This window comes from Streptomyces sp. NPDC008317, from assembly GCF_042955955.1.
Taxonomy (GTDB): domain Bacteria; phylum Actinomycetota; class Actinomycetes; order Streptomycetales; family Streptomycetaceae; genus Actinacidiphila.
The window spans coordinates 533319-557192 of record NZ_JBIBFQ010000002.1; the positions used below are offsets into that span (position 1 = coordinate 533319).

The following is a 23874-nucleotide window of genomic DNA, read 5'->3' on the forward strand; positions in this document are numbered from 1 at the left end:
CGATTTTCTCGCGAGGGACGGTAAGCCGATCTTCTCCGGGGCGCGGCCCCGGCCGGTTCCCTGACCGGGGCGGTACGCCGAATTTGTGAGGGGCGCGGGGAACCGCGCGGCCAGCCACCAACGGGCCGGTGGCCCGGAGACAACCGATCCGCCCCGCGGGGGCCGGTGGTGACCTGCGGGAGCACGGTGGCTGAGCGCGCGGTTCCCCGCGCCCCTTGGGGTCTGCCCTGCACCGCGAGGTGGCCGGGCGGTGGCCGCGCGGTTCCCCGCGCCCCCTCGGGGCCGACCTCCTGGGCACGGGCACCCCGGGCGACATCTCGTCGCATTGACGATTAAGATGAGGCCATGCCTCAACTACGCCTCGCCCTGAATCAGATCGACTCCCGCGTCGGCGACATCGCCGGGAACACCGAGACCGTCGTGCGCTGGGCCCATCACGCGTCCGCGCGCGGAGCGCACCTGGCGGCGTTTCCCGAGATGATGCTCACCGGGTACCCGGTGGAGGATCTGGCGCTGCGCGCCTCGTTCGTGGACGCGAGCCGCGCGGCCCTGGTGGCGCTGGCGAAGCGGCTGGCGGACGAGGGCCTGGGCGAGCTGCCGGTGGTCGTGGGGTATCTGGGCCGCAGCGAGAACGCGCGGCCGAGGTTCGGGCAGCCCGCGGGGGCGCCGCAGAACTGCGCGGCGGTGCTGCACGGCGGTGAGGTGGCGCTGCGCTTCGCCAAGCACCACCTGCCCAACTACGGGGTCTTCGACGAATTCCGGTACTTCGTGCCGGGCGACACCATGCCGGTGATCCGGGTGCGGGGCGTGGACGTGGCGCTGGCGATCTGCGAGGACCTGTGGCAGGACGGCGGCCGGGTCCCGGCGGCCCGCGCGGCCGGCGCCGGTCTGCTGCTGTCGGTCAACGCGTCGCCGTACGAGCGGGACAAGGACGACACGCGCCTGGACCTGGTGCGCAGGCGCGCGCGGGAGGCGGGCTGCACGCTGGCGTATCTGGCGATGGTCGGCGGCCAGGACGAACTGGTCTTCGACGGCGACACGATCGTCGTCGGCGAGGACGGCGAGGTGATCGCGCGGGCCCCGCAGTTCGCCGAGGAGTGCGTGCTGCTCGACCTCGACCTGCCCGCCGCGCCCGGGCGGGCGCCGTCCGGGCGGGTGGCCGACGGCCTGGAGATCCGCCATGTGACGCTCTCCGAGGCGCCGGTCGAACCGTATCCGGCGGAGTTCACCGGCGGCGAGGCCGAGCGGCTGACCGACGACGCCGAGATCTACGGCGCGCTGGTCACCGGCCTGCGCGCGTACGTCGAGAAGAACGGCTTCCGCTCGGTGCTGATCGGTCTGTCCGGCGGCATCGACTCGGCCCTGGTGGCCGCCATCGCGGTCGACGCGATCGGCGCGGCGAACGTGTACGGCGTGTCGATGCCGTCGGCGTACTCCTCGGACCACTCCAAGGGCGACGCGGCGGAGCTGGCCCGCAGGACCGGCCTCAATCTCCGTACGGTGTCGATCGCCCCGATGTTCGACGCCTACATGGCGTCGCTGTCGCTGACCGGCCTCGCCGAGGAGAACCTCCAATCGCGGCTGCGCGGCGTCACGCTGATGGGGATCTCCAACCAGGAGGGCCAGATCGTGCTCGCGCCGGGCAACAAGAGCGAGCTGGCGGTGGGGTACTCGACGCTGTACGGCGACTCGGTCGGCGCGTACGGCCCGATCAAGGACGTCTACAAGACGACCGTCTTCCGGCTGGCGCGCTGGCGCAACGCCGACGCCGAGGCGCGCGGCGAGACCCCGCCGATCCCGGAGAACTCGATCGCGAAGCCGCCGAGCGCGGAGCTGCGCCCCGGCCAGGTCGACACCGACTCACTGCCGGACTACGACGTCCTCGACCGGGTCCTGGAGATGTACGTCGACCGGGACCAGGGCCGCGAGGCGATCATCGCGGCGGGCTTCGACGCCGAGTTGGTGACGCGTATCCTCAAGCTGACCGACACCGCCGAGTACAAGCGGCGGCAGTACCCGCCGGGCACGAAGATCTCCGCGAAGGGCTTCGGCAAGGACCGCAGGCTGCCGATCACCAACCGCTGGCGCGAGGGCGAGCAGAGCTGACCAACACCGCCCGGTGACCGCCGCGTTCGGCGCGCCGGAGCCGCGGGCGGCCGGATCACGCGCAGGATCGTCCTGACGGAGCCGAGCCGCGCCCCAGCGCCCGGCGCACCGGGAAGGGGACGCGGAAGTGGACGACGAACGCGAGCACCCGGCCGCGAAGGGCCCGGCGCCCCAGCCGGGCGCCCAGGGCCCGCCGCCCGGCCCGTACGCCCGTCCCGCCGACGACGGCGCGCCGCCCGGTCCGGCCCGGCGGCGCGTGCTCCACGCGGCCGTCGCCGGGGTGGTCGGCGCGGCGGCGGCCGGGTGCGACAGCGGCTCCGCCGCGGTGCGCCGCACCCCCACCAGCGGCCCCACCCCCGTCCGGCGGGCGGGCACCGACGACTGGCGGATCCGCTCGCTGGGACCGCCGGACGCGATCGAGGGGTACGCCGACAGGGTCAGCGTCCGGCCCGGTGAGCGCGTGGGGCTGTACGTGTCGACGACCGCGCCCGGCTTCCGCGTCGCCGCCTACCGGGTCGGCTGGTACGGCGGGTCCCAGGCCACACGGGTGTGGACGTCGCCGCGGACGGCGGGGCACCGGCAGCCGGGGCCCAGGACGTCCGGGTCCACCAGGACCGTGACGGCGGGCTGGGAGCGCGGCCTCGACGTCCCCACCGACGGCTGGCCCGAGGGCGCCTATCTGCTGCTGCTCACCTCCGACGACGGCCATCAGCGGTACGTCCCGCTCGTGGTCCGCTCGGCCGCGGCCACCGGCCGGACCCTGATCATGCACGCGCCCGCGACCTGGCAGGCGTACAACGACTGGGGCGGCTACAGCCTCTACAACGGCCGGGACGGCGGCTACGGAGACCGGTCGCTTGCCGTGTCGTTCGACCGGCCGTACGCGAAGAACGGCGCCGAGAAGTTCCTGGTGTACGAACGCGCCCTGGTGGTTTTCGCCGAGCGGCTCGGGCTGCCGCTGGCGTACACGACGGGGATCGACGTCCACCGCGACCCCGGCGTGCTGCGCGGCGCGACCACGGCCGTGGCGCTCGGCCACGACGAGTACTGGACGCCGGAGCAGCGCGCGCACGTCACGGCGGCGCGGGACGCGGGCACCAATCTGGTCTTCCTCGGCGCGAACACCTGCTTCCGGCGGGTCCGCCTCGAAGCCGTCCGGGGCGGCGAACCGCGCACCGTGGTCTGCTACAAGACCGACTATCAGAGTGACCCCGGCCTCGCGCGCGACCCGGCGAAGCCGACCAACGACTTCCGCGCCCGGCCCGCCCCCGACCCCGAGTCCTCGCTGACCGGCGTCATCTACGAGGGGTATCCGACCGACGCCCCGTACGTGGTGGAGAGCGCCGACCACTGGCTCTTCGCGGGCACCGGCGCCGCGCGGGGCGACCGCTTCGCGCACCTGGTCGGCGTCGAGTACGACCGGGTGGACCCCGGCTACCCGACTCCGGCGCCGATCGAGGTCGTCGCCCACTCGCCGCTGGTGTGCGACGGCCGCGCCAGCCACTCGGACTCGGCGTACTACACGGTGCCCGGCGGCGCGGGCGTCTTCGCCACCGGGACGATGCGCTGGGTCGAGGGGCTGATGGCGGGCACCGGTCTGATGGGCCGCGACCACGGCATGGACGAGCGCACCCGGACGTTCGTCACCAAGGTCACGGAGAATCTGCTGACCGGCTTCGCCGCGGGGCGGGCCGCCGCTTCCCGGCCCGCCCCGCGGGCGAACGTGAGCCGGCTGTACGGGACCTGAGGCGGGCTCCGCGGGAGCGCGCCGCGCGGGCCGGGGGCGGGGACTCGGTGCGCAGCGCCGTGGTCACCACGCGGCCCGCGACGGCGAGGAAGGCGAGCCCGGCCAGCGGGTAGCAGGCCGCGAGGAGCATCTGGGCGGGGTTCTCGCGCAGTTCGGGGCGTCCCCGGCCGTGCGGGAGGGCCCAGAGCGCGTACGAGCAGAACACCAGGACGGCCGCCGCCGCGCCCCAGACCCACCGCCGGTCGTGGCGGCGTACCCCCTCGGCGACGAGCAGCACGGCCATGGGCACCGCCCAGACCCAGTGGTGGGTCCACGACACCGGGCTGACCAGGAGGGCCGTCACACCGCAGGAGACCGCGGCCCAGGCGGCGGCGAACGGCAGCCGGTCCCCGGCCGTGAGCGCGCCCACCGCGACGGCCAGTCCCGCGAGAGCGACGGCGAGCGCGACGCAGAGCCAGAGCGTGCCGGGGTCGCCGCTGTGCGTCAGCCGGGCCAGGACGCCGCGCAGCGACTGGTTGGCGACCTCTTCGGCGTAACCGGCGCGGTCGGGCGAGAAGACGTCCTGGGTCCAGTAGCGGACCGAGTCGTGCGGGAGGGCCAGCGCGGCGACTCCGACGGTGGCCGCGAAGGTCCCGGCCGCGACCGACGCGCGGCGCAGATACGGGGTGCCGCGCCCGCGGGTGGTGAAGGCGGCCAGGGCGAGCAGCGCGACGAACAGCACCGGGGTGAGCTTGATGCCCGCGGCGATGCCGATGCCGACCCCCGCCCACCTGCGGTCGGCCCGGCAGGTGAGGTCGGCCAGCACCAGCACGGCGAGCAGCAGATTGACCTGCCCGTAGCGCAGGGTCGCCCAGACCGGCTCGCACCACACCACCAGCGCGGTCAGGAGCAGCGCGGACGCCACGGTCGGCCGCCGGTCGACCAGCCGCAGCGACAGGGCGGCGAAGGCCACCGCGAGCAGCAGATTCGCCACGGTCGCGGCGGTGCGCATGGCGCCCACGTCCAGCCAGGTCAGCGGGACGAACAGCAGTCCCGCGAACGGCGGATACGTCATCGGCAGTCCGTCGGCGCGCAGCGAGTACAGGTCGCCGCCGGTGCGTACCGTCCAGCCCGCCGCCCGGTAGACCATCACGTCGATCATCGAGACCCGCACCAGGCGCTGCACCAGCCACACGCCCGCGACGGACAGCAGGCACCACCCGGCGGCGACGGCGGCCCGGGCGGGGGAAAGCCACTCACGCCACCCGCGTCTGCGCGCGGCGGCGGACATCGGTTCTTGCATGGCGACACCCTCACGGCAGCGGACCGGGCGCCGGCGACGAGCACCTGCGGGTCACGCTCGCGCAACCGCCGCCGCGCCGCCACCTCGGTGCGCCATCCGGCGGAGCGCGCCGAGCCGCGGGAAAGCCGTGTGCGGAGGGGCTACGGCACCTGGAGGCGGGCGGCGACCGGGAGGTGGTCGCTGCCGGTCTTCGGCAGGGTCCAGGACGCCTTGGGCTCGATGCCCTTGACCATGATCTGGTCGATCCTGGCCATCGGGAAGGACGCGGGCCAGCTGAAGCCGAAGCCGTTGCCCGCCGCGCCCTGCGTGGAGCGCATCTGCGAGGTGACCGAGGCCAGCGCCCGGTCGTTCATGGTGCCGTTGAGGTCGCCGAGCAGCACCACGCTGTGCAGGTTCTCGTCCGCGATGGCCCGGCCGAGCGCGTCGGCCGCGTTGTCGCGCTGTCCCGCGGTGAATCCGGCGTTGAACTTCACCCGCACGGACGGCAGATGCGCCACGTACACCGCGACCTGGCCGTCCGGGGTCTTCACCGCGGCCCGCATGGCGCGGGTCCACCCCATCTTGATGTCCACCGTGCGCACCCCGGACAGCGGGTACTTGCTCCACAGCCCGACCGTGCCCTGCACCGAGTGGTACGGGTAGGCGGCGGCGAGGTCGCGCGCGTAGCGGGGCGCCTGGCTCTCGGCCAGTTCCTCCAGGGCGACGATGTCGGCGCCGGCCGCGATGACGTCCTTGGCGGTGCCGTCGGGGTCCGGGTTCTCGGCGTTCACATTGTGGGTGAGCACCGTCAGATCGCCGCCGGAGGACGTCTTGTCGGTGACCAGGCCGCCGAAGAGGTTGAGCCAGATCACCGACGGCAGCAGCAGGGCGATCAGCGCGGTCGTGGAGCGCCGCAGCACGGCGGCCACCAGCAGCAGCGGCACGGCCAGGCCGATCCAGGGCAGGAAGGTCTCCAGCAGACTGCCGAGGTTGCCGATCCGGTTGGGCAGGTCGGCGTGCACGAGCAGCAGGACGGCCACGAGGACGGCGACGACGGCGAGAATGACGCCGCGCCGCCACATGCCTTCGGGCTGCCACCAGTGACGGAACCGGGCGCGGGCTCCGGAGGCGTTCCTGGGCGGCATGGCGCTGCCGTCCGTGGTCGCGTCCGTGCCGCTCTGCGCCTGGGTCATGAGGGTCCTCACTGCCTTGCCGGGTGCTCTGCCGACCTTAGGGGATCGTTATGAGAACCGACGGACAGCGGGGTGCGGCGGGTTCCTTCACCCACCGCATCGGCCCCACCTGTGACACGACGGGGACACGGAGGACATATGTGGGGGGCGCGGTGGAGATCCCCCGCGCCCCCGTGTACTCCCGTACGCCCCGCCGCTGGTCAGCCGCGTGGGCGCATCCCGTCGAGCAGCAGATCGACCAGCCGTTCGGTGAGGTCGGGCGACAGTTCGGCGTCCGGCCGGAGCGTGGAGCGCGCCAGCATCGGTCCGGTCACGAAGTCGACCAGCAGCTCGACGTCCCTGCCCAGTTCCGGCCGGATGTCGCCGTCGGCCATGCCGCGCCGCAGCAGTTGGGCCAGCGCCTCACGGCGGGTGGCGATGACCGTGTCGTGGTAGCAGCGCCACAGATCGGGGCTGCTCTGCGCCTCGGTCAGCATCGTCCGCATCAGCGCGGACTCCCGCTTGGCCACACCGCGCCGCCGTATCGACTCGACCGCGACGATCAGGTCGTCACGGAAGGACGTGCCGGGCAGTTCGGGCAGCGGGTGGGAGTCGACCGTGGCGAGCACGTCGATCAGCAGCGCCTCCTTGCCCGGCCAGCGGCGGTAGACCGTGGCCTTGCCGACCCCGGCCTCCCTCGCGATGCCCTCGATGGACAGCTCGGACAGCGAGGTGCCCTCGGCGATCAGCCGCAGCACGGTCTCGATGACCGCGCCGTCGACGGCCGCGGAGCGCGGGCGACCGCGCCGCGCGGCCGACGTACTGGGAGGGTCGATCACTGCTCGGCACCCACCTTCTCCGGCTCCGCCGCGGCGTCGGGCGCCTGTCCGACCCGCTCCTTGGCGGGCAGGAAGACCAGGGTGACGACGGCGCCGACCAGGGCGACGGCGGCCGAGCACGCGGCGGTGATGTGCATGGCGTGGATGAAGGCGTCGTTCGCGGGCTGGATCAGCGACTGGCCCTTGGGGCCGAGCTTCTCCGCGATCCCGATGGTGGCCTGGATGGACTCCCCCGCCGAGTGCCGCGCGCCGGCGGGCAGGACGTCGAGGTGGTCGTCGATGCCGTTGCGGTAGACGGTGGACAGCACCGAGCCGAGGACCGCGACGCCGATCGCGCCGCCGACCTGCCGGAAGGTGTTGTTGACCGCGGACCCGGAGCCCGCCTTCTCGCGCGGCAGCGACGACATGATCATGACGGTGGCGGGCGGCATGACGTGCGCCATCGCCGTACCCATCAGGAAGAACAGCACTTCCAGCACCCAGATCGGCGTGGACTGGCCGAGCAGCAGGAAGCCGAGGAAGGAGATCGCGGTGAGGGTCAGGCCCGCGGTGCACACCGCGCGCGCCCCGAAGCGGTCGACCACCAGCCGGGCGCGCGGCGCGAAGACCATCTGCGCGGCGGCCAGCGGGAGCAGCAGCAGACCGGTCTTGAGCGGGCTGTAGCCGCGCACGGTCTGGGTGTAGAAGACGATGAAGAAGGTGACGCCCATCAGGGCGAAGAAGACCAGGCCGATGGCCGCGACGGAGGCGGAGAAGCGGCGGTCCTTGAAGTAGGTGACGTCGAAGGCCGGGTGGTCGCTGCGCTTCTCGAACAGCACGAAGGCGCCGAGGACGACGAGGCCGCCGACGATCGTGGCCCACACCTCGGGCTTGGTGAAGTCGCCGAACTGGCCGCCCTTGATGATGCCGTAGATCAGCAGGACCAGGCCGACGATGGAGAGCACCACACCGACCGGGTCGAGGCGGCCGGGGCGCGGGTCGCGCGAGTCGGGCACCAGGATGAACATGGCGATGAGCGCGGCGATCACGATCGGCACGTTGATCAGGAAGACCGAGCCCCACCAGAAGTGTTCGAGCAGCGCGCCGCCGGTGATCGGGCCGATGGCGATGGCGAGGCCGACCACGCCGGTCCAGATGCCGATCGCCTTGGGCTGCTCCTTGCGCTCGAAGACGTTCATGATGATCGCCAGGGTGGCGGGCATGATGAAGGCGCCGCCGAGGCCCATCACCGCGCGGTAGCCGATCAGTTCGCCCGCGGAGCCGGAGAACGCGGACAGCGCGGAGCCGGCGCCGAACACGACCATGCCGAAGAGCAGGACCTTCTTGCGGCCGAGGCGGTCGCCGAGCAGGCCGGCGGTGAACAGCAGGCCCGCGAAGACCAGGGTGTAGGAGTTGATCGCCCATTCGAGCTGGCTCTGCGAGGCGCCGAGGCCGGTGGGTGAGGGCTGGGCGATGGTCTTCATCGCCACGTTGAGGATCGAGTTGTCCAGCACCACCACGAGGAGGCTGAACAGCAGCACGGTGAGAATCGCCCAGCGGCGGCGGTGGATCGCCTCCGGCACGTGGGACGGCGGGGCGGTTATCGAGTTGTCGGCCATGAGGGTCAGCCTAAGGTCTTATTCGATACGATCCCGTCTCGTATCGTAAAGGGGCGGCAAAAACGTGCCCCCTCTTTCCGGACCGGGCGAGCCGTGCCAGCATGGAAGGGATCCGGGGACGCCGTCAGGGCGCCTCGAGATGACTGAAGGAGCCGTCACCATGACGCAGCTTTCGGCTGCCCGCGCGCAGGGCCGTGACTCCCAGGCCGGCCAGGGCACGACCGCGACCGGCACGTCCGGCGCCCAGCCCGCCGACCACCCCAAGGCGCTCTACGGGGGCACCGGCACCCGTCGTATCACCGTCCGCGACCTGGCCCTGGCCAAGGAGCGCGGCGAGAAGTGGCCCATGCTCACCGCCTACGACGCGATGACCGCGTCGGTCTTCGACGAGGCCGGTATCCCGGTCATGCTGGTCGGCGACTCGATGGGCAACTGTCACCTCGGCTACGAGACCACCGTCCCGGTCACCATGGACGAGATGACGATCCTGGCCTCCGCCGTCGTACGCGGCACCAGCCGCGCGCTGATCGTCGGCGACCTGACCTTCGGCGCGTACCAGGAAGGTCCCGTGCAGGCCCTGCGCAGCGCCACCCGGCTGATCAAGGAGGCCGGGGTCGGCGCGGTCAAGCTGGAGGGCGGCGAGCGCTCCCTGGCCCAGACCGAGGCGATCGTCCGGGCCGGTATCCCGGTCATGGCGCACCTGGGCCTGACCCCGCAGTCCGTGAACACCATGGGCTACCGCGTGCAGGGCCGCGGCGACGAGGCCGCCCACCGGCTCGTCCAGGACGCTAAGGCCGCGCAGGAGGCCGGCGCCTTCGCCGTCGTCCTCGAACTCGTCCCCGCCGAGGTGGCGGCCGAGGTCACCCGCTCGCTCCAGATCCCCACCATCGGCATCGGGGCGGGCCCCGACACCGACGCCCAGGTGCTGGTCTGGACCGACATGGCCGGGCTCACCGGCGGCAAGGTGCCGCGCTTCACCAAGCAGTACGCCGATCTGCGCCGCGTGCTCGGCGACGCCGCCAAGTCCTTCGCCGAGGACGTCGTGGGCGGCGCCTTCCCCGCCGAGGAGCACACCTTCCACTGATCCCCTTCCCCTGATCCCCGCGCCCGTCAGCGCAGGGCGGCGCCCCGGTTCTCCCGGGTGCGCCGCCCTTCTCGTTTCCGTCCGAAAACCTGCCCGCGTTCCTGCCCGCGTTCTTGCCCGCGTTCCCGTCCGGAACGGTTTTGTCCGGAACGGCCTGAGTCATCCGGGCCCGGCGTCCGTATACGGGAGGGGAGCGGCGCGGAACGGGAGGAGGTCGGCATGGGTCCCGGCACGGGCGAACTCGACCCACGGCAGCGGGTACGGCAGGATGCCGCCGTGGACGGACCACCTCCCGGCGCCCCCGGGCCGCCGGAACCGCCGGAACCGCCGGTGTCGGCTCCGGAGGAGGAGCTGATGCGGGCGCTGTACCGCGAGCACGCGGGCGCGCTCTACGCCTATGTGCTGCGGCTCGTCGCGGGCGACCGGTTCCTGGCCGAGGACGTGGTGCAGGAGACGCTGCTGCGGGCCTGGAAGAGCGCGGCCAAGCTCGACCCGGCGGCCCGTTCACTGCGGCCCTGGCTGGTGACGGTGGCCCGGCGGATCGTGATCGACGGCCACCGCAGCCGCGGCTCCCGGCCGCCGGAGACCTCGCCCGCCGCGCTCGACCTGCTCCCCGCCAGGGACGAGCTGGAACGGTCGCTGCGGCTGATGACCATCTCCGACGCCCTGCGGGACCTGTCGGACGCGCACCGCGAGGTGCTGGTCGAGACATACTTCCGCGGCCGTACGGTCAACGAGGCGGCGGACGAACTGGGACTGCCGCAGGGCACCGTACGGTCGCGGGTGTTCTACGCGCTGCGGGCCCTGCGGAACGCGCTGGAGGAGAGAGGGGTGACCACTTCATGACACCGCACGTCGATGTGGGCGCCTATCTGCTCGGGGCGCTGGACGAAGCGGAGATGACCCGCTTCGAGGAGCACCTGGCCGAGTGCGAGAGCTGCGGCCGGGAGCTGGACGAGCTGAGCGGGCTGCTGCCGGTGCTCCACGAGATGCGCGAGGACGGCGTCGCCTTCGCGCACCCGCCCGGCGGTGACGCGATGCTCGGGCGGCTGCTGGACCAGGTGGCGCGCGAGCGCGGGGCGCGCAAGCGGCGGCGGCTGGCCGCGGTGGCCGCCGTGGCGGTGCTGGCGGTCGGCGGACCGCTGGTCGCGGTGCTGGCCACCGACGACGGCGGCGGGCGCCCGGCCGCCGGGGCCTTCGCGTCCGACCAGCGCTCCGCGACCAACCCGGAGACCGGCGTCAGGGCGACCGTCGGCATCGCGGACAAGGGCTGGGGCAGCGTGGTGGACCTGCGGCTGACGGGCGTACGCGGCCCGCAGACGTGCCGCCTGGTCGCGGTCGCGCTGGACGGCAACGGCCAGACGGTGGCCACCTGGGCGGTGCCGGAGACCGGTTACGGCACGGACGCCCAGCCGCGACCGCTGACCGTGCACGGCGCCGCAGGACTGCACAAGGACTCGATCAGCCGCTTCGAGATCCGGGCGGCGGACGGAACACTGCTGGTCAGCGTGCCGCTCTAGCGTTACCGACCGATCGGTGACCGGTCGCTGACAGGTCGCTGACACGCCACCGATACGGTCGGTCCCCGGCTGTCGGCGCGATGTCGGCGCGGTGTCAGCGGCGCCCGCCATTGTTGTCGGCATGACGAAGCGACTGACTGACGGCGGCGGGCACTCCGCCGTAGAGGTACGGGGTCTGGTCAAGCACTACGGTGAGACCAAGGCCCTCGACGGGGTGGACCTCGATGTCCGCCAGGGCACCGTACTCGGCGTGCTCGGCCCGAACGGAGCGGGCAAGACCACCCTGGTGCGCGTGCTGTCCACGCTGGTCCAGCCCGACGCGGGCTCGGCGTGGGTCGCCGGATACGACGTGCTCAAGCAGCCCCGGCAGCTCCGCCGGGTGATCGGCCTGACCGGCCAGTACGCCTCGGTGGACGAGAAGCTGTCCGGCCGGGAGAACCTGTACATGATCGGGCGGCTGCTCGACCTGTCCGGCAAGGACGCCAAAGCCCGCGCCAACGAGCTGCTGGAGCGCTTCTCGCTCACCGAGGCCGCCAAGCGCCCGGCCCAGGAGTACTCGGGCGGCATGCGCCGCCGCCTCGACCTGGCGGCCAGCATGATCGGCAACCCGGCGGTGCTCTACCTGGACGAGCCGACCACCGGCCTGGACCCCCGCACCCGCAACGAGGTGTGGGCCGAGGTCCAGCGGATGGTCTCCGAGGGCGCGACCGTCCTGCTCACCACCCAGTACATGGAGGAGGCCGAGCAGCTCGCCAACGAGCTGACGGTCATCGACCGCGGCCGGGTGATCGCCAACGGCCGGGTGGAGGAGCTGAAGGCGAAGGTCGGCGGGCGCACCCTGGTGATCCGGCCGAGCGAGCCCTCGATGGTGGCGGCGATGGCCGAGGCCATCTCCGGCGCCGGACTCGACGGGGTGGCGGGTGCCACCGCCGACCGCGAGGACGGCGTGGTGAGCGTGCCGATCCTCAGCGACGAGCAACTGACCGCCGTGGTCGGCCTGCTGGGCACCCGCGGTTTCTCCATCGCGCACATCGGCACCCACCTGCCCAGCCTGGACGAGGTCTTCCTCGCCATCACCGGCAAGAAGTCCGACGACGGCGCGGGCCAGCCCGACGCCCGGCCGGACGAGGACACCCGGATCGACGACAAGAACGAAGTGGAGGTCGCGGCATGAGCGCGGCTACGGCGACGGTCACCGCGCCCGCGAAGGCAGCGGCCACCGGCGAGGGACGGATCGGCCTGCGGGCCAACCTCCGGCACATCGGCGCGCTCGCGCGCCGCAACATGCTCCAGATCAAGCAGGACCCGGAGTCGATGTTCGACGCGGTCCTGATGCCCGTCATCTTCACCCTGCTGTTCGTGTACGTCTTCGGCGGCGCGGTGGCGGGCAAGGGCAACCAGCAGGAGTACGTGAACTACGTGATCCCCGGCCTGATGGCCATGATGGGCATGAACATCTCCATGGCCGTCGGCAGCGGGGTCAACGACGACTTCCGCAAGGGGGTCATGGACCGCTTCCGCACGATGCCGATCGCGCGGTCCTCGGTGCTCATCGCGAAGATCGTCGTCGAGATGGGCCGGATGATGATCGCCATCGCGATCCTGCTGGGCATGGGCTTCGCGCTCGGCCTGTCCATCCACACCGATGTCCTGCACCTGTTCGGGGCCATCGCCCTGTCGGCGGTGTTCGGCGCCTCCCTGATGTGGATCTTCATCCTGCTGGGCCTGGCCATGAAGACGCCCCAGGCGGTCCAGGGCGTCGCCATGCTGGTGCTGATGCCCCTTCAGTTCGGCAGCTCGATCTTCGCGCCGCCGACCACCATGCCCGGCTGGCTGGAGGGCTTCACCAAGGTCAACCCGCTGTCCAACCTGGCCGACGCGGCCCGCGGACTGATCAACGGCGGCTCGGTCACCCACCCGGTGCTGATCACGCTGGCCTGGTCGGTCGGCATCACCGCGGTGACGATGCCGCTGGCGGTGGCGCGCTTCCGCAAGAAGACCTGACCCGGCCGCCGGGCCACCCGGCACCGGTTCGCGTCAGTCCACGTCACGCATGAGAGCGACGGCCTCCTCCAGGGTGAGGCCGTCGCTCTCCGCGTACGCGGCCTCGTACCCGGCGTCGGTGAGCAACTCCCGCAGCCGGCCCTCCGCCTGCTCCATGTCCTGCCGCTCGGCCGGGGCCATCACGGACGGCCGCAGGCGGCCGTTGGCGTTGAGCAGCGCCACCGCGCGGCGCGCCCTGCGCAGCGCGCGCTCCTGGTCGGCGCCGTCGGCGGTGGCGAGCATCGTCAGCAGATCCACCACCCCGGGCGAGAGCATGATCGCCAGCCGCGGGGTGATGACGGTGGCCAGCGGGTGGCGGCTGAGCTCCGCGACACCGTCGTCGATCAGCCGCAGCCCGGTCTCCGGGTCGCCGGCCCGGCCGATCAGGGAGCCGCGCATGGCGTGCAGCAGCCCCTTGATGAAGCCGGGCACACCGTTGGCGTGGCGGACCGTCGCGTCGAGGGCGTCGTCGATCAGCTCCAGCGCCTCGTCGAACCTGCCGCGGCGGCTGAGCACCTGGGCGAGCAGCACCCGGCCGAAGAAGCCCGCGCCCTCGCTGGCCGCCGCGTACTTGTCGGCGTCCGCGACCCCCTCGCGCAGCAGCCGCTCGCCCTCGTCCTCCTCGCCCGAGTGGAACAGCGCCTCGCCCATCCGGACGGTGAGCACCGGTACGTGCTGGTGGGAGCCGATCTTGCGGGCCAGCGCGATGCCCTCGCGGCAGCATTGCGCGGCGCGCGCCCACTCACCGCCGTTGGAGGCCGCCTCCGCCTCGGCGGACAGCGTCTCCGCGGTGCCCCACTCGTCACCGAGCCGCTGGAAGAGCCCGCGGCTCTCCGCGATGTCGGCCAGCGCGTCGGCGAGCCGTTCACTGATGTCGTTGTTGATCTTCGCGCGCAGTTGCAGCGCGAAGGCCAGCTCCCACTGCCGCCCGTGGACGCGGCAGCTCTCCACGGTCTCGTCCATCAGCGGGCCGAGCCGGGAGAAGTCGCCGGAGAAGAAGGCGCCGTAGGGCCGCAGGATGCCGGGGAAGCGGGCGGACTGCGGCAGATGCGGCGGGTAGGTCTCTATCAGCGCGCGGCCGATACGGGCCAGCTTCGGGTGCTCCCACCAGTCGGTCTCGCCCTGCATGGACGCCATGTCCTCGATCCGCACCCAGCGCCTGGCCTCCAGCAGCCGCTCGCCCTCCAGCGGCGGCGGATCGTCCAGCGGACCGCGGTCCAGCGGTTCGAGGGCGGGCGGCGTCTCGAACGGGTCGGGACCCATCGCGGCCACCGCCGCGGGCCAATGGCGGCGCTCCGACTGGTAGTTGCGGACCTCCCAGAACCAGCAGCAGCTCAGCACCAGCAGCAGCGCGTCCTGCTCGTCGCCGGTCTCCACCGCCCGGCGCAGCGCGGCCCGCAGATTCTCGTGCTCGCGCTCCAGCCGTTCCAGCCATACGAGTTGGCCCACGCCCTCCTCGCCCGCGCCCCGGTGCTGACCGCGCCCCGCGCCGCGCAGCATCGGGTCGGCGGTGCGCACGTACTCCCTGAAGTACGTGAGGTGCCGCCGCTCGACGGCCGCGCGCTCGCCGGACTCCTCCAGGCGCTCGGTCGCGTACTCCGAGATCGTCTCCAGCATCCGGTGGCGTACGCCGTCGTCGGTGAGGTCGGCCAGCACGAGGGACTTGTCGACCAGGGAGGCGAGCAGCGCCGCGGCGTCGACGGCGTCGATGCGGACGCCCTCGCGGGCGCCGTCCGCCGCTTTCGCCGGGCCGGCTTCCGCGGGGCCGGCCCCTTCGGGGTCCGGGCAGATCGCCTCGACGGCCTCCAGGGTCCAGCCGCCGCGGAAGACGGCCAGGCGGCGGAGCAGGACGCGTTCGGCCGGGTCCAGCAGGTCCCAGCTCCAGTCCACGACGGCGCGCAGCGTCTGCTGGCGGGGCAGCAGCGTACGGCTGCCGCCGGTCAGGAGGCGGAAGCGGTCGTCGAGGCGGTCGGCGAGCTGGCGCGGCGAGAGACTGCGCAGCCGGGCCGCGGCCAGCTCGATGGCCAGCGGCAGCCCGTCCAGGCGGCGGCACAGCTCGGCGCAGGCCACCGGATCCTCGTCCACCGAGAAGCCGGGCCTGGCCGCCGCGCCCCGGTCGGCGAGCAGCCGCAGCGCCGTCGGATCCGGCAGCGGGTCCAGCGGCCGTACCAACTCGCCCGGCACGCCCAGGGGTTCGCGGCTGGTGGCGAGCACCGAGACGCCCGGGCAGTGCGCGAGGAGCTGTTCGGTCAGGGTCGCGGCGGCGCCGATCACGTGCTCGCAGTTGTCCAGCACCAGCAGCAGCTCGCGGCTCGCGCAGTAGTCGGTGAGCTGCCGGGCCGGGTCCTTGGTCTTGGTCTCGACGGACAGCGCGGCCTCGGTGGCACTGCCGGAGTGCAGCAGCGTCTCGCGCAGCCCCAGCGAGCTGATCACCGCCTCGGGCACCGTCCGCGGATCGCTGACCGGCGCCAGTTCGACGTACCAGACGCCGTCCTTCCAGCGCGGCGCCACCAGGTCACCGGCCTCCTGCGACAGCCGCGTCTTGCCCGTGCCGCCGGGTCCGGTGAGCGTGACGAGCCGGGCGCGCGACAGGTCGCCGCGCACCGCGGCCAGGTCGGCCTCGCGGCCGACGAAGCTGGTCAGCCGCGCGCGGGCGTTCCCCGGTACGGGCCGGGCCCCGCCCGCAACGGCCGCGCCCCGACGCCCGAACGCACCGCCGTCAGCCGCCTCGCCCGCGGCGGCGCCCATGACGGCCCCGCCGGGGCCGTACTCGGCCGGGCCGCCCTGCCCGTCTCCGCCCGAAGCGGGTCCGGTCCGGTGGTCCTGGCCGACCTGTCCGTGATCGGCCGGGCGTGGGCCGGGGGCCGCGGTCGGGCCGCGGGTGTCGGATCCGGGGGTGGGCGTTCGGGTGCCGCGGGCCCGGCTCTGCGCCCTTCCGGCCGCGGAACCGCCCGGGCCGGGCGGAGTCCCGACCGGACGGTCACCCGGCAGCGGCGGGGGGTTCAGCAGTTCCGCGTGCAGGGCGCGCAGTTCGGGGCTGGGGTCGGCGCCGAGCTGGTCGGCGAGATCACGGCGGACCGCCTCGTACGCGGCCAGGGCGTCGGCGGTACGGCCCGCGGCGCGCAGGGCGCGGATGTGGAGGGCGCGCAGCGGCTCGTCCAGGGGGTGCGCGGCGGCCAGCTCCGCCAGCTCGGGGAGGATCGGACCTGCCCTGCCGAGGGCCAGTTCCGCGGTGAGCCGCTGCCGCTGGGCGTCCCGGCGCAGCGCCTCGCTGCGGACGGCGGCCGTGCCCCGGTCGGGCAGGTCCGCGAGCGCGGCCCCGCGCCACAACGCGAGCGCGTCGCCGAGCAGCCCGGCGGCCTTGACCGGGTCGCCGTCGGCCAGCGCCCGCGCCCCCTCGTCGGCCAGCCGCTCGAACCGGTAGAGATCCACGTCCTCGGGCACCGCCTCCAGCCGGTAGCCGCCGTCGACCGAGCCGACCGCGTCATGGCCGATGGCCCGGCGCAGCCGACCGATCAGCGCTTGCAGCGCGCCGGTCGCCCCGGCGGGCGGGTCGCCGTCCCACACCTCGTCGATGAGCGCGTCCGCGCCGATCACCCGGCCGGGCCGCAGTGCGAGCGCCGTCAGCAGCGCGCGCAGCCGACCGCCCGCCAGTGCGGCGGGCGTGCCGTCGTCGCGCAGAGCCTGGGTGGTGCCGAGAATCGCGTATCGCACGGCCCCATTGTTACGGAGCCCGCACGGTCACCGCGCCCCGGTCGGCCCCGGTCCGCCCGCGGCGGCGAGGGCGTACGGTCCACGCGGGGGCGGAGGCGTGGCGTCCGCTCGCGCGCCTCCGTACAGCGGTGGCCCGGGGTGACGCGGCGTTGGAACCTGGTCACGCCGCCGGACGTTTCCCGGGCACGGCCTGTGTCGTTTCCGTCCCGGATGGCATGATCGGGCGGCTGCCTCAGGCCGCGTCCGTCCCCACCACCGTCGGTCCCCCACCGTCGGGCCGCCGGGCCCGCGCACGACCTCCCGTAGCCTCAGCGCCCCACCGCCCACGCCAGGAGCCCGTCCATGAGCGTCACATCGATCCGCAGGGCCGACCGTCGCGGCGACAGCGACCGGAGGATCAGCCCGGTCTTCCTCGCCATCGTCGCGGTGATGGCCGTGTCCGGCTGGGCGGTGTGGAGCCAGTTCGCCTCCGACCACGGCTTCGCGGTCTTCCTGTTCGTCGTGTCCGGCTGGGTCGTCTCCCTATGTCTGCACGAATACGCGCACGCCCGCAGCGCCCTGCACAGCGGTGACATCTCCATCGGCGCGAAGGGCTATCTGACCCTCAACCCGCTGAAGTACACGCACGCGCTGCTGTCCATCGTGCTGCCGGTGGTCTTCGTGATCCTGGGCGGCATCGGCCTGCCCGGCGGGGCCGTCTTCATCGAGCGCGGCCGCATCCAGGGGCGCTGGCGGCACAGCCTCATCTCGGCGGCGGGCCCGCTGGTCAACGTCGCCTTCGCGGTGCTGCTGATGCTGCCGTTCGCGCTCGGCGCGCTGGACTCCTGGCCGACCGAGTTCCTGTGCGCGCTCGCCTTCCTGGCGATGCTCCAGGTGACCGCCGCGATCCTGAACCTGCTGCCGGTCCCGGGCCTGGACGGCTACGGCATCATCGAGCCGTGGCTCTCGCCCGCCGCCCGCCGCCAGTTCGAGCCCTTCTCACAGTTCGGCCTGCTGGCGGTCTTCGGTGTGCTGTGGATCCCGGCGGTGAACGTGAAGTTCTTCCACGCCATCGACACCGTGATGGGCTGGCTGCACGTGCCGCGCGACTACGTGGACTACGGCTACACGCTGTTCCAGTTCTGGCGGAAGTGACGTCAGCTCTGCGGCTGGCCCGTCGCGTCGGCGGCAGCGGCGGCGTCCATCTTCGCCTTGCGGAAGTAGTACCAGCACATGTTGCTGGTCAGCCCGGCGAGCAGCACCCACACGATGCCCAGGAAGCTGCCGTGCGCGAAGGACACCACCGCGGCGGCGACGGCGAGCAGGCACGCGATGAGGGCGTAGAGGGCGAGGCGGGGCATGGGGTGCGGCTCCTGTCCGGGCGGACGCGTACGGTCGTCCGCCATTGTCCCCCATGCCCCGGACCGCTCGGGACGGGCTCGTACGTCTCGGACGTACGGCTCGCGTGGCCGGCCCGTGTGGCCGGCTCGGCTACGGCTCGGATGCGGCGCGGCTACGGCTCGATGCGGCTCAGACGTCGGTGAGGCGCAGGCCCGCGTGGGCCTTGTAACGGCGGTTGACCGAGATGAGGTTGGCGACCAGCGACTCGACCTGGTGGGCGTTGCGCAGCCGGCCCGCGAAGACACCGCGCATGCCGGGGATACGGGCGGCGAGCGCCTGGACGATGTCGGTGTCGGCGCGGGCCTCGCCGAGGACCATCACATCGGTGTCGATCTCCGCGATCTCCGGGTCCTGGAGCAGCACCGCCGACAGGTGGTGGAAGGCGGCGGTGACCCGCGAGTCCGGGAGCAGGGCGGCGGCCTGCTGGGCGGCGCTGCCCTCGTCGGGCTTGAGGGCGTACGCGCCCTGCTTGTCGAAACCGAGCGGGTTGACGCAGTCCACGACGAGCTTGCCCGCCAGTTCCTCGCGCAGTGACTCCAGGGTCTTGGCGTGGCCGTCCCACGGCACCGCGACGATCACGATGTCGCTGCGGCGGGCGCACTCCGCGTTGTCCGCGCCCTCGACGCCGAGGCCGAGTTCGGCGGCGGCGGTCTGCGCGCGCTCGGCGTTGCGGGAGCCGATGACGACCTTCTGGCCCGACCTGGCCAGCCGGTAGGCGAGCCCGCGGCCCTGGTCACCGGTGCCGCCGAGCACTCCCACCACCAGGCCCGACACGTCGGGCAGCTCCCAGGGGTCCTTGGCCGGTGCCTTGGCCGGGGTCTTCACGTCCTCAGGGGTAGTCATACCGGCGATCCTGCCAGGTGCGGGCGGTGTTCGACGGCGTTCGGTGGCGCGGATCACTCCGGGGGCGCAAGGATGCCGTGCCATGGACGCCGTACGGGTCGCGCTGCTGCGCGAAGTGCTCGCCGGAACGGAGTGGCCGCGCGCCGCCCGCGCCTTCGGCGGGACGCTCAGAACCGCGGTCCAGCGCGGGCCGGGACCGCTGTTGCTCGTCGGCACCGACGCGTACGAGCCGTGGCATCTCGCCGCGCACCTCGACGACGAGGCCGCCTGGAGCGGGGTGCCCGAACTCTCCCCCACGCTCCTGCGGTTCCGCGTGCCGCCGGGCGCGCCGCCGCATCTCGCCGTCGGTCTGCGGCGGCTGGCCGCCGCCGGGCGCGGCGAGACCGTGCTGCTCGTCGCCCCCGACCGGCCGGGGGCCGGCATCCTCGAACGCGTCCACGACGCCAGGCGCTCCGGCGCCACCGTCCTCGCCCTGTCCGCTTCCGCGGAGGGGCACCCTTTCGACGGCCTCGCCCACGACGTCCTGAGCCTGCCCTCGCCCGACGCGCCCGCGCTCTCCCTCGACGTCCTCCAGCACCTTGTCAGCTCCGCTGCGGGTGAGGCCACGGCCCCTCGCCGCCCCCCTTTCCGCGACCCCCTCTCCCGCCTGGCCGACCACCTCTCCACCCCTCCTCCCCGCTGGTAACCCCACCCCGTTCACAAGCCCTCCCGCACCTCACCACCGGCCGGTGGGGGCGGCCCGCGCTCCCGCACGTCACCACCCGCCCCGGCGGGGCAATTCGGTTGTCGCCGGACCACCGGCCGGTGGGGGCGGGCCGCGCAGTTCCCCGCGCCCCTGACGGGGCGTACCCACTTTCGGCCGGACGGCGAGCCGACCTTTCCGGAGCGCCGGGAACGCTCCCGCACGACACCACCCGCCCCGGCGGGGCAATTCGGTTGTCGCCGGGCCACCGGCCCGGTGGGGGGCGGGTCGGGCGGGGGGAAAAAGGCTTTGCGGGGGGAGGCCGGGCCGGGGAGCATCGCCCTACGTGACAGTGACCGTGACCGATGACCCCCCACCCCCGCGGAAGCGGAAGAGGGCGTTGCTCCCCGACATGACGCCGTGGCGCACCTCGGCGGACTTCCGGCGAATGTGGCTGGCGGGAGCCATCACGACGTTCGGAAGCTTCCTGACGTTCGTGGCCCTGCCGGTGCAGATCAAGGAGCTGACGGGCTCGGCCGTCGCGGTGGGAGCGATCGGCGCGGTGGAGCTGGTGCCGCTGATCGTGTTCGGGCTGTACGGCGGGGCGCTCGCGGACGCGATGGACCGGAAGCTGCTGATCAACGCGACCGAGGCGGCGCAGGGCCTGCTGGCGTTGGGGCTGCTGGTCAACACGGTGGTGCCGCACCCGGTGGTGTGGCCGCTGTACGTGGTGGCGGCACTGTCGAGCGCGCTGACGGGACTCCAGCGGCCCGCCCTGGACGCGATCGTGCCCAGGATCGTCCGGCGCGACCAACTCGCCGCCGCTGCGGCGCTCAACGCGCTGCGCTGGCAGGTCGGGGCCATCGCGGGCCCGTCCGTCGCGGGCCTGGTGATCGCGTACGCGGGCCTTTCGTGGGCGTACGCGGCCGACGCGGCGACCTTCGCGCTCTCCGTCGCGCTCGGCCTGGGGCTGAGCCGTTCACCGGCCGCGCACGACGCGAAACCGCCGTCGCTGCGCTCGATCGCGGAGGGCGCGCGCTACGCGTGGAGCCGCAAGGAACTCCTCGGCACGTACGCGATCGACCTGGCAGCGATGTTCTTCGCGTACCCGGCGGCGATCTTCCCGTTCCTCGCGGACGACCTGCACGCGCCGTGGTCGCTGGGCCTGATGTACGCGGCCGGGTCGGTCGGCTCCCTCGCGGTCAGCCTGACCAGCGGCTGGACCACCCGGATCCACCGGCACGGCCGGATGGTCGTGTACGCGGCCGTGGGCTGGGGCCTGGCCATGGCCGCGGCGGGCTGGACCGGCCGGATCTGGCTCGTACTGCTGTGCCTGGCGGCGGCGGGCGGCTGCGACATGATCAGCGGCGTCGGCCGCTCCACGATGTGGAATCAGACGATCCCCGACGAGCTGCGCGGACGCCTGGCGGGGATCGAGCTGCTGTCGTACTCGGTCGGCCCGCAGCTCGGTCAGCTCCGCAGCGGCGGCGTGGCCGCCCTCACCACCGCCCGTACCTCCGTCTGGACCGGCGGTGTCGCGTGCGCGGCGGCGGTCGTCGCCCTAGCCGCCGCTCTCCCGAAGCTGATGTCGTACGACGCGCGGCAGCACCCGGCGGCGGCGGAGACGGAGAGCGGAGCGGAAGGCGGCACGGAAAGCGGTACGGAAACGGCACCCGCGACCGCGTCCTGACGACCGGCCCCGCCCGACTGCTCCGTCAGGAGGCCCCCGGCCTGTCGTTCCCGGCGTCCTGGCCGTCACCGTCGGCGGTGTCGTGCCACTTCGGATCGGTGTCCCACTGGAGATTGCGCTCGGCGGCGGTGTCCATCGCCCGCTGCGCCTCCTCGCGGGTGGAGTAGGGGCCGAAGCGGTCCTTGGCGGGGCATTCGGGCCCCTCCTCGACCTTGTGGTGCTCGATGCAGTAGAACCATTCGCCGGGCTTTCCGGCCGGCTTCTTCGCCCTGAACAGCGCCATGATCGTCTCCTGTGGTCGGGGGTGCCGCGGGTGGCCGCCTGCGGCCATGTTCCCCGATCGGGCGCGGATACACTCGTCGGCATGTCTGGTCAGTCGCTGCTCGTTCCCGGCAAGCTCTCCCCCACCCGGCACGTGCCGGCCTCGATCCCGCGCCCCGAGTACGTGGGCAGGCCGGGGCCGGCGCCGTACACCGGGCCCGAGGTGCAGGACGCGGAGACGGTCGAGAAGATGCGGACCGCCTCGCGGATCGCGGCGCGCGCGATGGAGGAGGCCGCGAAGGCCATCGCCCCGGGGGTGACGACCGACGAGCTGGACCGGATCGCGCACGCGTACATGGTGGACCATCAGGCGTACCCCTCTGACCTGGGCTACCGCGGCTTCCCCAAGTCGCTGTGCACGTCGGTGAACGAGGTGATCTGCCACGGCATCCCGGACTCGACGGTGCTGCGCGACGGCGACATCGTGAACCTGGACGTGACCGCGTTCATCCACGGGGTGCACGGGGACTGCAACGCCACGTACTTCGTGGGCGACGTCGCCGAGGAGTCGCGGCTGCTGGTGGAGCGCACACGGGAGTCGCTCGACCGGGCGATCAAGGCGGTACGTCCCGGGCGGCAGATCAATGTGATCGGCCGGGTCATCGAGTCGTACGCGAAGCGCTTCGGGTACGGCGTGGTGCGGGACTTCACCGGGCACGGCATCCACACCGCGTTCCACTCGGGGCTGATCATCCCGCACTACGACGACCCGCGGGCGACGACGGTGATGCGGCCCGGCATGACGTTCACCATCGAGCCGATGCTGACGCTGGGCACGCACGAGTACGACATGTGGGACGACGGCTGGACCGTGGTCACCAAGGACCGCAAGCGCACCGCCCAGTTCGAGCACACGCTGGTGGTCACGGCGGACGGCGCGGAGGTGCTGACCCTGCCATGAACCGTCGGAGCCTGTGTCTGGCGGCGGCGGCGACCGCGCTGGCGGTGCCGTTGGCCGGTTGTGTCACCGTGCACGGTGAGCGCGCGGACATCGCGTCGGTGCGGCCCGCGGAGGCGGCCGAGGTGCTGGCGAATTTCGCGAAGGTCAACAACGCGGCGACGAAGGCGTACGACGAGTCGCTGATCGCCGAGGTCGAGTCGGGTGCGCTGGGCGCCATCGACGAGGCGGGGGTGCGGGCCAAGCACGCCAACCACCCCGAGGGCAACGCGTCGTTCACGCCACTGGCCTTCTCCGACTCGCGCTTCCTGGTGCCGAGGCAGCGCGGCTGGCCGAAGTTCTTCGTGGCGGACACCGCGACCAACCGCGGCGGCGACTCGCGGTGGCTGCTGGTCTTCCGCCGGTTCACCGCGGGCGACCCGTGGAAGGCGTCCTTCCTTGCCGTCATGGCACCGGACGCGCTGCCCGCCCTCGCCACCGACAAGGACGGTCTGGTCGAGGCGTTGCCGGCCGCGGGCACCGATCTGCTCGTGCAGCCGGGCCGGTTGAGCACGGCGTACACCTCGTATCTCCAACAGGCTCCCGCCGCACCGGCGTTCGCCGACGGTCCGGCGACCTCCGAGCTGCTGGCCGGGCGCGACAAGAACCGGCGTACGGCCAACTCCGTGACGCAGTACGCCGATCAGCCCGCCGACGGCGGCGACTTCACCCCGGTCGCGCTGCGTACCAGGTCCGGCGGCGCGCTCGTGCTGTTCGCCAGTCGGCATCAGACCCGCGCCACGTACCGCGAGGGCTACCAACTCAGCATCGACCAGGACACCAAGGCCCTGATGACCGGCACCCCCCGCACCTCCGTCACCCTCTCCCGCATGTCCCAGCAGGCCGCCACGGTCCCCGCCCGCAGCGCGGGACCGGACGCGAAAACGGCCGTCCTCAGCCGCCTGGCGGGCCTGGTCTCGGCGACGGGCGCGTAGGG

At 73.1% G+C, this 23874-nt stretch carries 20 protein-coding genes; 12 read left to right on the plus strand and 8 right to left on the minus strand.

The window, feature by feature from the left end; all coding sequences use genetic code 11:
- Positions 1-345 precede the first annotated feature (345 nt).
- Entirely contained in the window at positions 346-2106 is a 1761-nt protein-coding gene (locus ACFY9V_RS07390) for an NAD+ synthase (RefSeq protein ID WP_391043735.1), read from the plus strand.
- Positions 2107-2233: 127 nt separating this feature from the next.
- On the plus strand, positions 2234-3853 hold the full coding sequence (locus tag ACFY9V_RS07395; protein WP_391160025.1) for a N,N-dimethylformamidase beta subunit family domain-containing protein: 1620 nt from the start codon (positions 2234-2236) through the stop codon (positions 3851-3853).
- Here the strand turns inward: ACFY9V_RS07395 and ACFY9V_RS07400 are convergent.
- The 4 genes from ACFY9V_RS07400 to ACFY9V_RS07415 form a co-directional block, all read right to left on the minus strand.
- Positions 3759-5123 (minus strand): glycosyltransferase 87 family protein, encoded by a 1365-nt coding sequence (locus ACFY9V_RS07400; RefSeq protein ID WP_391160591.1) that lies wholly within the window; start codon positions 5121-5123, stop codon positions 3759-3761. The genes ACFY9V_RS07395 and ACFY9V_RS07400 overlap by 95 nt on opposite strands.
- Before the next feature lie 152 nt (positions 5124-5275).
- Positions 5276-6259, minus strand: coding sequence for an endonuclease/exonuclease/phosphatase family protein (locus ACFY9V_RS07405; RefSeq protein WP_391160593.1), 984 nt, complete (start codon positions 6257-6259; stop codon positions 5276-5278).
- A 248-nt stretch (positions 6260-6507) separates the two neighbouring features.
- Positions 6508-7125, minus strand: coding sequence for a TetR/AcrR family transcriptional regulator C-terminal ligand-binding domain-containing protein (locus ACFY9V_RS07410; protein ID WP_391160027.1), 618 nt, complete (start codon positions 7123-7125; stop codon positions 6508-6510).
- Positions 7122-8723 carry a DHA2 family efflux MFS transporter permease subunit gene (locus ACFY9V_RS07415; protein ID WP_391043728.1) on the minus strand — a complete coding sequence of 534 codons (1602 nt, stop codon included), beginning with the start codon at positions 8721-8723 and terminating at the stop codon, positions 7122-7124. The genes ACFY9V_RS07410 and ACFY9V_RS07415 overlap by 4 nt, the downstream gene beginning before the upstream one ends.
- A 160-nt stretch (positions 8724-8883) precedes the next feature.
- Between ACFY9V_RS07415 and panB the strand changes: the two genes are divergently transcribed.
- The 5 genes from panB (at position 8884) to ACFY9V_RS07440 (ending at position 13331) form a co-directional block, all read left to right on the plus strand.
- Positions 8884-9807 (plus strand): 3-methyl-2-oxobutanoate hydroxymethyltransferase, encoded by a 924-nt coding sequence (gene panB / locus ACFY9V_RS07420; RefSeq protein ID WP_391160029.1) that lies wholly within the window; start codon positions 8884-8886, stop codon positions 9805-9807.
- 219 nt (positions 9808-10026) lie between these two features.
- A complete protein-coding gene (locus ACFY9V_RS07425) occupies positions 10027-10653 on the plus strand; it encodes a sigma-70 family RNA polymerase sigma factor (RefSeq protein WP_355334493.1) in 627 nt (208 codons plus the stop codon).
- Positions 10650-11327, plus strand: a complete 678-nt coding sequence (locus ACFY9V_RS07430; RefSeq protein WP_391160031.1) for a zf-HC2 domain-containing protein — start codon at positions 10650-10652, stop codon at positions 11325-11327. The genes ACFY9V_RS07425 and ACFY9V_RS07430 overlap by 4 nt, the downstream gene beginning before the upstream one ends.
- A 121-nt stretch (positions 11328-11448) precedes the next feature.
- Positions 11449-12501 (plus strand): ATP-binding cassette domain-containing protein, encoded by a 1053-nt coding sequence (locus ACFY9V_RS07435; RefSeq protein WP_355334499.1) that lies wholly within the window; start codon positions 11449-11451, stop codon positions 12499-12501.
- The gene (locus tag ACFY9V_RS07440) at positions 12498-13331 is read left to right on the plus strand and encodes an ABC transporter permease (protein ID WP_188280623.1); all 834 of its coding nucleotides are present in this window, start codon (positions 12498-12500) and stop codon (positions 13329-13331) included. Before ACFY9V_RS07435 ends, ACFY9V_RS07440 begins: the two co-directional genes overlap by 4 nt.
- 33 nt (positions 13332-13364) lie before the next feature.
- On the opposite strand, the gene ACFY9V_RS07445 is transcribed toward ACFY9V_RS07440, so the two are convergent.
- Complete coding sequence (locus ACFY9V_RS07445) at positions 13365-17084, minus strand: BTAD domain-containing putative transcriptional regulator (RefSeq protein ID WP_391160035.1); 3720 nt, start codon at positions 17082-17084, stop codon at positions 13365-13367.
- A 342-nt stretch (positions 17085-17426) separates the two neighbouring features.
- Here ACFY9V_RS07445 and ACFY9V_RS07450 point away from each other — a divergent pair, with 342 nt between their 5' ends.
- Positions 17427-18218, plus strand: a complete 792-nt coding sequence (locus tag ACFY9V_RS07450; RefSeq protein WP_391160037.1) for a site-2 protease family protein — start codon at positions 17427-17429, stop codon at positions 18216-18218.
- 2 nt (positions 18219-18220) lie between these two features.
- On the opposite strand, the gene ACFY9V_RS07455 is transcribed toward ACFY9V_RS07450, so the two are convergent.
- Both ACFY9V_RS07455 and npdG read right to left on the minus strand, forming a co-directional pair.
- Positions 18221-18424 carry a hypothetical protein gene (locus ACFY9V_RS07455; RefSeq protein WP_355334509.1) on the minus strand — a complete coding sequence of 68 codons (204 nt, stop codon included), beginning with the start codon at positions 18422-18424 and terminating at the stop codon, positions 18221-18223.
- A 169-nt stretch (positions 18425-18593) separates the two neighbouring features.
- The gene (npdG, locus tag ACFY9V_RS07460; RefSeq protein WP_355334512.1) at positions 18594-19307 is read right to left on the minus strand and encodes an NADPH-dependent F420 reductase; all 714 of its coding nucleotides are present in this window, start codon (positions 19305-19307) and stop codon (positions 18594-18596) included.
- A gap of 82 nt (positions 19308-19389) precedes the next feature.
- Here npdG and ACFY9V_RS07465 point away from each other — a divergent pair, with 82 nt between their 5' ends.
- Together ACFY9V_RS07465 and ACFY9V_RS07470 are read left to right on the plus strand one after the other, a co-directional pair.
- Positions 19390-19992 carry a hypothetical protein gene (locus ACFY9V_RS07465; RefSeq protein ID WP_391160038.1) on the plus strand — a complete coding sequence of 201 codons (603 nt, stop codon included), beginning with the start codon at positions 19390-19392 and terminating at the stop codon, positions 19990-19992.
- A gap of 409 nt (positions 19993-20401) precedes the next feature.
- Complete coding sequence (locus ACFY9V_RS07470) at positions 20402-21679, plus strand: MFS transporter (protein WP_391160041.1); 1278 nt, start codon at positions 20402-20404, stop codon at positions 21677-21679.
- A 25-nt stretch (positions 21680-21704) separates the two neighbouring features.
- Here the strand turns inward: ACFY9V_RS07470 and ACFY9V_RS07475 are convergent, their stop codons facing one another.
- Positions 21705-21962 carry a hypothetical protein gene (locus tag ACFY9V_RS07475; RefSeq protein ID WP_391160044.1) on the minus strand — a complete coding sequence of 86 codons (258 nt, stop codon included), beginning with the start codon at positions 21960-21962 and terminating at the stop codon, positions 21705-21707.
- Positions 21963-22043: 81 nt separating this feature from the next.
- Here ACFY9V_RS07475 and map point away from each other — a divergent pair, with 81 nt between their 5' ends.
- Together map and ACFY9V_RS07485 are read left to right on the plus strand one after the other, a co-directional pair.
- The gene (gene map, locus ACFY9V_RS07480; protein WP_355334521.1) at positions 22044-22901 is read left to right on the plus strand and encodes a type I methionyl aminopeptidase; all 858 of its coding nucleotides are present in this window, start codon (positions 22044-22046) and stop codon (positions 22899-22901) included.
- A complete protein-coding gene (locus ACFY9V_RS07485; RefSeq protein WP_391160047.1) occupies positions 22898-23872 on the plus strand; it encodes a hypothetical protein in 975 nt (324 codons plus the stop codon). The genes map and ACFY9V_RS07485 overlap by 4 nt, the downstream gene beginning before the upstream one ends.
- The last annotated feature ends 2 nt before the right edge of the window (positions 23873-23874 follow it).